We start from the raw sequence: 8241 nt of genomic DNA on the forward strand, positions 1-8241 counted from the left end.
GTGGTGAATACAAGACAATGCAACTGAAACCTGAAGAGATCTCCAAGATCATCCGTGCCCAGATCAAGCACTACGAGAATGTCATCGAGCAGAGCGAAGTCGGCACGGTCATCATGGTAGGCGACGGCATCGCCCGGGCCAGCGGCCTGGAAAAGTGCATGGCAGGTGAGCTGCTTCAGTTTGACAACGGCGAATACGGTATGGCCCAGAACCTGGAGGAAAACACGGTCTCCATCGTTCTGCTGGGCTCCGATGTCGGCATCAAAGAAGGCAGCACCGTCAAGCGCACCGGCAAGGTCGTTTCCGTGCCCGTGGGCGAGGCAATGATCGGCCGCGTGGTCAATGCACTGGGCCAGCCCATCGATGGCGCAGGCCCCATTGAGACCACCGAGTTCCGGGCCATCGAGAGCCCGGCCCCCGGCATCATCGACCGCCAGCCGGTCAAAGAACCCCTGCAGACCGGCATCAAGGCCATCGACTCCATGATCCCCATCGGCCGCGGCCAGCGTGAGCTGATCATCGGCGACCGCCAGACCGGCAAGACCACCATTGCATCGGATACCATCATCAACCAGAAGGGCAAGGATGTTATCTGCATCTATGTCGCCATCGGCCAGAAGCGCTCCACCGTGGCAAACCTGGTGCAGAGCCTGACCGAGGCCGGTGCCATGAGCTACACCATCGTGGTGTCCGCCACGGCCTCCGAGCTGTCCCCCCTGCAGTATATCGCTCCCTACTCCGGCTGTGCCATGGGCGAATATTTCATGCACCAGGGCAAGCATGTCCTCATCATCTATGATGACCTTTCCAAGCACGCGGTGGCCTACCGTGCCCTCTCGCTGCTGATCCGCCGTCCCCCGGGACGTGAGGCTTACCCCGGCGATGTTTTCTACCTGCACTCCCGTCTGCTGGAGCGCGCGGCCAAGCTCTCCAATGAGCTGGGCGGCGGCAGCCTGACGGCTCTGCCCATCATCGAGACCCAGGCGGGTGACGTTTCGGCCTACATCCCCACCAACGTCATCTCCATCACCGATGGTCAGATCTTCCTGGAAACGGAGCTGTTCCACTCGGGCGTTATGCCCGCTGTCAACCCCGGCATTTCGGTGTCCCGTGTTGGCGGCAACGCCCAGATCAAGGCCATGAAGAAGGTGGCTGGCACCCTGAAGCTGATCTACTCCCAGTACCGCGAGCTGCAGTCCTTTGCCCAGTTCGGTTCCGATCTGGACGCGGACACCAAGGCCCGCCTGGCACAGGGCGAACGCATTGTGGAAGTGCTCAAGCAGAACCGCTCGGCTCCCGTGCCCGTGGAAAAGCAGGTGGCGATCCTGTATGCCACCATCCATGATCTTCTGGTCAAGGTCAAGGTGGCTGATGTGGCCGAATACGAAAAGGGCCTGTACGAATATCTCGAGAATGATGCCGCCGGTGCCGCTGTGATGGAGACCATCCGCACCACCGGCAATCTGGACAAGGACACCGAGGAAGCACTCAAGGGCGTTCTGTCCGCTTACACCGAGAGCTTCGTCAAGGCGCACTGAGGGAAGGAGGCGTAACGCATGGCAGGTTCCATGAAGGACATCAAGCTGCGCATCAAAAGCGTAGAGAGTACCATGCAGATCACCAAGGCCATGGAGCTGGTGGCTTCCTCCAAAATGCGCCGTGCCAAGGAGCGGGTGGAACACAGCCGCCCTTACTTTGAAACGCTGCACGACACGCTGACCGGCATTGCGGCTGCAGACCCCCGGGCCCGCAGCCCCTACCTGCGCCGGGCAGAGATCAAACGCACCCTGCTGGTTGTGATTGCAGGCGACCGCGGCCTGGCCGGTGGATATAACTCCAACGTGATCAAGCAGGCGGAGGCCCAGCAGGGCCCGGTCACGGTGCTGCCCATTGGCAAAAGAAGTCAGGAGTACTTTGCCCACCACGGGGCCGACCTGTTCACCGAAGAGGTGCTGCTGGCGGCGGATGTCTCGGTGGGTGAGTGCTTTGCCCTCTCCCGGAAGATCACCGAGGGCTACCTGAAGGGCGATTACGACGCAGTGAAACTCTGCTACACCCGGTTTGACTCGATGATGACCCAGACCGCTGTCACCATGGAGGTACTGCCCCTGACCATTGAGCCCACCGAGGAGCAGAAGGCCGCTGCCCGCCGCAGTCAGATCCTGTACAAGCCCAGCAGCGAGGAAGTGTTCCGCGCCATCATCCCCGAGTATGTGGCCGGTATCGTTTATGGTGCCGTGTGCGAGAGCGTGGCCAGTGAGCTGGCCGCCCGCCGCACCGCCATGGATGCCGCCACCAAGAACGCGGGCGAAATGATCGACCATCTGAATCTGTATTACAACCGCGCCCGTCAGGCTGCCATCACGCAGGAGATCACCGAGATCGTGGCAGGCGCAGAAATCTAAGGCGGCTTGCCCTCTCCGTCATTGCTTGCGCAATGCCACCTCTCCCAAAGGGAGAGGCCTTGGCAGTCCGCGCAAAGTTTCTGGTTTCGCCAGAGGCTCCCCCTTTGGGGGAGCTGGCGCGTGAGCGCCTGAGAGGGCGAGGACGCTGGCAATTTAGCATTTGCATTATTGAAAGATAAGGAGTTGTAGCCTATGTCCAAAAAACACATCGGCAAGGTGATCCAGGTCATCGGCCCGGTGCTGGACATCCAGTTCAAGGATGGCGAGCTGCCGGACCTGCTCAACGCCATTGAGATCGACAACCACGGCCGGAAGCTGGTGGTGGAGGTCGCTCAGCTCACCGGCGACAATGTGGCCCGCTGCATTGCCATGAGCAGCACCGATGGCCTGGTGCGCGGCACGGATGCCGTGGACACCGGCGAGTCCATCCGGGTGCCTGTGGGTGACCAGTGCCTGGGCCGCGTGTTCAACCTGCTGGGTGAGCCGGTGGACAACAAGCCTGCCCCCACCCCGGAGGCCTACTGGCCCATCCACCGCCCTGCCCCCAGCTATGAGGAGCAGCAGTCCACCACAGAGATCCTGGAGACCGGCATCAAGGTCGTTGACCTGATCTGCCCCTACGCAAAGGGCGGCAAGATCGGTCTGTTCGGCGGTGCCGGTGTCGGCAAGACCGTCCTGATCCAGGAGCTGATCTATAACATTGCCACCGAGCACAACGGCTACTCGGTGTTCACCGGCGTTGGCGAGCGCACCCGCGAGGGCAACGACCTGTACGGTGAAATGACCGAGAGCGGCGTTATCAACAAGACCGCTCTGGTCTACGGCCAGATGAACGAGCCTCCCGGAGCCCGTATGCGTGTGGCCCTGTCCGGCCTGACCATGGCGGAGTACTTCCGCGATGTCAAGAATCAGGACGTGCTGCTCTTCATCGACAACATCTTCCGTTTCACGCAGGCAGGCTCTGAGGTCTCGGCTCTGCTGGGCCGTATGCCCTCTGCCGTGGGTTACCAGCCCACCCTGGCCACTGAGATGGGCGCTCTGCAGGAGCGCATCACCTCCACCCGCAAGGGTTCCATCACCTCGGTGCAGGCTGTCTACGTTCCCGCCGACGACCTGACCGACCCGGCCCCTGCCACCACCTTCACCCATCTGGATGCCACCACGGTCCTGAGCCGTGACATTGCATCTCAGGGCATCTACCCCGCTGTGGACCCGCTGGATTCCACCAGCCGCATCCTCAGCCCCGAGGTCGTGGGTCAGGAGCACTACGAGATCGCCCGCGATGTTCAGAAGGTGCTGCAGCGTTACAAGGAGCTACAGGATATCATTGCCATCATGGGCATGGACGAACTGAGCGAAGAGGACAAGCTGACCGTCAGCCGCGCCCGCAAGGTGCAGCGCTTCCTGAGCCAGAGCTTCCATGTTGCGGAGCAGTTCACCGGTATGCCCGGTCAGTATGTGCCGCTGAAGGAGACCCTGCGGGGCTTCAGGATGATCCTGAACGGCGAGTGCGATGACCTGCCCGAGAGCGCCTTCCTGTTCGCGGGCACCATCGACGATGTGTTCGCCAAGGCGAAGAAAGGGTAAACCATGACGACCTTTCATCTGACGGTGGTCACGCCGGACGGCTGTGCCTTTGACGGTCAGGCGGAACGGGTGGTCTGCCGTGCCATCGACGGCGACCTTGCCATTCTGGCAAAGCATGGTGATTACTGCACCGCACTGGGAATGGGCGAAGCCCATATCGTGGACGCGGACGGCCAGCGCCGCCGCGCCGCCTGTATGGGCGGGATGCTCACCGTGCTGAACGGGGATGTCCATCTGGTCGCTACCACCTGGGAGTGGGCCGAGGAGATCGACCAGGCCCGCGCCGAGGCCTCCAAGAAGCGCGCCGAAGAGATCCTGGCCCGGAAGGACCTGGATGAGCGCGAATATGAGCTGGCCCAGGCCCGCCTCAAGCGCGCCCTCGTCCGCACCTCTGTCCACTGACCCCGGAGCGCTGGACAAATCAGCGCCGCTGTGGTACACTGGTATCAGAAAAATCAAATCAACAAAGGCTCCTTTGGAGTGCTGCAAACAGGGACCCCCCTGAAACCGGGGTTGCGTGCTTGCGGGCATTCTGAAGGAGCTTTTTTGATGCAAAGGAGGATGTGCGTGAAGAAAAATCTGGATATGACAGAGGGAAAGCCGATCTCCCTGCTGTGGGCGTTTACCTTTCCTACATTGATGGGCAACCTGCTGAATCAGGTCTACTCCATCACCGACAGCATCGTGGTGGGGCGGTATCTCGGGCAGACCGCCCTTGCGGCGGTGGGCAGCACCATGCCGGTGATCCTGCTGCTGGCAGCCCTGATGATCGGCATCAATGTGGGCGTGGGGATCATCATCAGCCGGTACTTTGGCCAGAAGAACGAGGAGCTGATGCGGAGGGCCTTTGTGAACAGCCTGTATCTGGGGCTGTTCCTGTCGGCAGGGATGATGGTGATGGGCCTGACCTTCTCCGGTACCATCCTGCGGTGGATGGGAACCCCGGAGGGCCCCCTGCAGGAAGCCACTGCCTATCTGGAGATCAGTTTCATCACCATGATCTGCCCCTTGATGTATTATTTGTTTTCCAGTGCATTCCGGGGGTTGGGAGACAGCCAGACAGCGCTGTACTGCCTGATCGTCTCCGTTCTGAGCAATATTGGCCTGGACGTGCTGTTTGTGGCTGTGTTCCGCTGGGGAGTGGCCGGGTCTGCCTGGGCCACGGCACTGGCGCAGGCCCTGTCGGCGGTGGTGTCGGCGGTGCTGCTGTTCCGCAAATATCCCATGATGCGGATGCGGCGGCAGGACCTCCGGCTCCATGGAAAGCTGCTGCGGCAGATCACGGTGCTGGCCATTCCCATTGCGGTGCAGTCTGCCTTCAACAATCTGGGCAATCTGGTGGCACAGAGTGCCGTCAATCTGTTCGGCGAGGCCACCATGGCGGCCTACACTGCCGCCAGCCGCATCGGAACGCTGGCCCTGATGCCGGTGGAGACCATCGGTTCCTCCCTCAGCGTCTATGCCTCCCAGAACCACGGAGCCGGCAAGCTGCAGCGCATCCGGCAAGGGGTACGGGCCTCCCTGCAGCTGTCTCTGGTGGTCAGCACCGTGCTGGGAGTGTTTCTGCTGCTCTGCGGCCGCCAGATGGCAGGGCTGTTCCTCGCAGAACCGTCTGCGGAGATCCTGACTGTGGTGCAGCGGTTTCTGCTGATCACGGCGGTGCCGGGGATCCTGGCCGGTGTGATGCAGGTGTATCAGCAGGTGCTCCGCGGCGTTGACAGGGCAAATCAGGCACTGATGGGCGGCGTGATGCAGCTCATTACAAAAATTGCGGTGGTGGCTGTGGGCGCATGGGGAATGCGGAATCTGGATGTGGTCTGGCTGGGCTGGCCCGCCTCCTTTGTGGCCGGAACCGTGATCCCGTACTTCTGCTTTCAGAAGATCGTGCGAGAAATAGAAACAGAATAAAACAGAAAGCGCCCCCGGAAAGCAAATCGCTTTCCGGGGGCGCTGTGTATTGATAAATCAGCTGAGCCGCAGGCTGTCCAATACAGCATTGACCACATCCAGCCCCACCTGACCGGGGGCGCTGGCCGTGCCGGGATTGGCAAAGGTCATGGCAGAGCCAAAGGCTTCGCCGCAAAGACGGCTCACGGCTCCCAGTGCGCCCATGCTCATGGTAATGACGGGCGTTTCGGGGTGGTGGTCGGTCATCTCGGCGGTGGCGGCCAGCAGCTCCAGCACATCGGCACGGCTCTGGGGCATCACGGCCAGCTTGGGCAGGTCGGCCCCCGCCTGCTGCATGGCCACCATCCGGGAGACCATCTCGGCCTTGGGCGGGGTCTTATGGAAGTCGTGGCTGGAGCACACGACCTTGACCCCGGCGGTGTGCGCGTCCTGAACCAGTGCGGGAAGGTCTGTGCCTGCGGTGAAGAACTCGATATCAATGAGGTCAGCGCAATCGGTATCCAGAACCGTGCGGAGAAAACGGAGGTATCCCTCATGGCTGACCGGTATGCTGCCGCCCTCTTCCTTCGTGCGCAGGGTCACAAGCAGCAGCTTCTCCTTTAAGAGGACCCGCAGCTTTGCCAGGCAGCGCACCACTGCCCCGGGGTTGGCGGCTGCATCAAACAGATCGACACGCCATTCCACACAATCGGCGCACAGTGTGGAAAACGCAACGGCCTTTTCCAGGATCGCAGCTTCGGTGCGCTCTACGATGGGCAGAATGACTTTGGGGCGGCCTTCGCCGATACGGCAGCCGCGGACAGGAACACAGGACATGGCGCTTCTCCTTTATATTAAAGTATAGCTATCTCATACAGGATACGGGATGACTCCATGATACGTTCTGCCCGCCGCCTTGTCAAGAAAGGAGCAAACATTGTTTATAGGGAGAACAGAGGAATTTTATCCCCTGCAAAGAATTTGGAAAAAAGATGTCAAAAAGTGTTGACAGAAGGCTGGGGATGTGGTATTATACTTGAGCGCCAAGGGCCGCCGGAAAGAATGACTTCTGAAAGCGGCAGAAGCAAAGCGAAAGAACCAATATGGATACGTTGAAAAACGAGCCACAAGTTCAGTAAAATCGAAAAGCTTCTGAAAAAAGTGCTTGACAAAAAATCACTTCTGTGGTAAAATAATCAAGTCGTCAGCCGCTAAGGCTGAGGCGCACAGGACCTTGAAAATTGAACAATATCGAAAAACTTGTAACGGAACCTATTTTCGTGTTGGAAAAACACGTTAAACAATTCCAAACAAAGTAATTCACACAGGACGCAAGCGATTGCGTGCTGAGCGAAAAGATTTAACACTTTTTAAGTGATAAATATCATTTATAAAGAGTTTGATCCTGGCTCAGGACGAACGCTGGCGGCGCGCCTAACACATGCAAGTCGAACGAGCGAGAGAGAGCTTGCTTTCTCGAGCGAGTGGCGAACGGGTGAGTAACGCGTGAGGAACCTGCCTCAAAGAGGGGGACAACAGTTGGAAACGACTGCTAATACCGCATAAGCCCACGGCTCGGCATCGAGCAGAGGGAAAAGGAGCAATCCGCTTTGAGATGGCCTCGCGTCCGATTAGCTAGTTGGTGAGGTAATGGCCCACCAAGGCAACGATCGGTAGCCGGACTGAGAGGTTGAACGGCCACATTGGGACTGAGACACGGCCCAGACTCCTACGGGAGGCAGCAGTGGGGAATATTGCACAATGGGGGAAACCCTGATGCAGCGACGCCGCGTGGAGGAAGAAGGTCTTCGGATTGTAAACTCCTGTTGTTGAGGAAGATAATGACGGTACTCAACAAGGAAGTGACGGCTAACTACGTGCCAGCAGCCGCGGTAAAACGTAGGTCACAAGCGTTGTCCGGAATTACTGGGTGTAAAGGGAGCGCAGGCGGGAAGACAAGTTGGAAGTGAAATCTATGGGCTCAACCCATAAACTGCTTTCAAAACTGTTTTTCTTGAGTAGTGCAGAGGTAGGCGGAATTCCCGGTGTAGCGGTGGAATGCGTAGATATCGGGAGGAACACCAGTGGCGAAGGCGGCCTACTGGGCACCAACTGACGCTGAGGCTCGAAAGTGTGGGTAGCAAACAGGATTAGATACCCTGGTAGTCCACACCGTAAACGATGATTACTAGGTGTTGGAGGATTGACCCCTTCAGTGCCGCAGTTAACACAATAAGTAATCCACCTGGGGAGTACGACCGCAAGGTTGAAACTCAAAGGAATTGACGGGGGCCCGCACAAGCAGTGGAGTATGTGGTTTAATTCGACGCAACGCGAAGAACCTTACCAAGTCTTGACATCC

Annotated in this window: 6 protein-coding genes and 1 rRNA gene; 6 read left to right on the forward strand and 1 reads right to left on the reverse strand. The window is 59.1% G+C overall.

Features of this window, described 5'->3' with window-relative positions; translation table 11 throughout:
- Positions 1-17 precede the first annotated feature (17 nt).
- The 5 genes from atpA (at position 18) to J3352_RS06990 (ending at position 5900) form a co-directional block, all read left to right on the forward strand.
- Positions 18-1538 carry a F0F1 ATP synthase subunit alpha gene (atpA, locus tag J3352_RS06970; RefSeq protein ID WP_005930269.1) on the forward strand — a complete coding sequence of 507 codons (1521 nt, stop codon included), beginning with the start codon at positions 18-20 and terminating at the stop codon, positions 1536-1538.
- Positions 1539-1556: 18 nt separating this feature from the next.
- The gene (atpG, locus tag J3352_RS06975) at positions 1557-2405 is read left to right on the forward strand and encodes an ATP synthase F1 subunit gamma (RefSeq protein ID WP_156066457.1); all 849 of its coding nucleotides are present in this window, start codon (positions 1557-1559) and stop codon (positions 2403-2405) included.
- Positions 2406-2597: 192 nt separating this feature from the next.
- Positions 2598-3992: a F0F1 ATP synthase subunit beta gene (gene atpD, locus J3352_RS06980; RefSeq protein WP_156066459.1), complete on the forward strand. Its 1395-nt coding sequence runs from the start codon at positions 2598-2600 to the stop codon at positions 3990-3992.
- Positions 3993-3995: 3 nt separating this feature from the next.
- On the forward strand, positions 3996-4394 hold the full coding sequence (gene atpC, locus J3352_RS06985) for an ATP synthase F1 subunit epsilon (protein ID WP_005930258.1): 399 nt from the start codon (positions 3996-3998) through the stop codon (positions 4392-4394).
- A 165-nt stretch (positions 4395-4559) separates the two neighbouring features.
- Positions 4560-5900, forward strand: a complete 1341-nt coding sequence (locus J3352_RS06990) for an MATE family efflux transporter (protein ID WP_197036532.1) — start codon at positions 4560-4562, stop codon at positions 5898-5900.
- A gap of 57 nt (positions 5901-5957) precedes the next feature.
- On the opposite strand, the gene aroD is transcribed toward J3352_RS06990, so the two are convergent.
- Positions 5958-6716 carry a type I 3-dehydroquinate dehydratase gene (aroD, locus tag J3352_RS06995; RefSeq protein ID WP_156066463.1) on the reverse strand — a complete coding sequence of 253 codons (759 nt, stop codon included), beginning with the start codon at positions 6714-6716 and terminating at the stop codon, positions 5958-5960.
- Positions 6717-7266: 550 nt separating this feature from the next.
- Between aroD and J3352_RS07000 the strand changes: the two genes are divergently transcribed.
- A 16S ribosomal RNA gene (locus tag J3352_RS07000) occupies positions 7267-8241 on the forward strand; the annotation flags it as partial.

It is taken from the genome of Faecalibacterium sp. Marseille-Q4164 (assembly GCF_017377545.1).
Taxonomy (GTDB): Bacteria; Bacillota; Clostridia; order Oscillospirales; family Ruminococcaceae; genus Faecalibacterium; species Faecalibacterium duncaniae.

Excerpts from the sequence above, each read along its gene's own strand:
- atpA (WP_005930269.1), top strand. The coding sequence starts at position 18 with ATGCAACTGAAACCTGAAGAGATCTCCAAGATCATCCGTGCCCAGATC.
- atpG (WP_156066457.1), top strand. The coding sequence starts at position 1,557 with ATGGCAGGTTCCATGAAGGACATCAAGCTGCGCATCAAAAGCGTAGAG.
- atpD (WP_156066459.1), top strand. The coding sequence starts at position 2,598 with ATGTCCAAAAAACACATCGGCAAGGTGATCCAGGTCATCGGCCCGGTG.
- atpC (WP_005930258.1), top strand. The coding sequence starts at position 3,996 with ATGACGACCTTTCATCTGACGGTGGTCACGCCGGACGGCTGTGCCTTT.
- aroD (WP_156066463.1), bottom strand. The coding sequence starts at position 6,716 with ATGTCCTGTGTTCCTGTCCGCGGCTGCCGTATCGGCGAAGGCCGCCCC.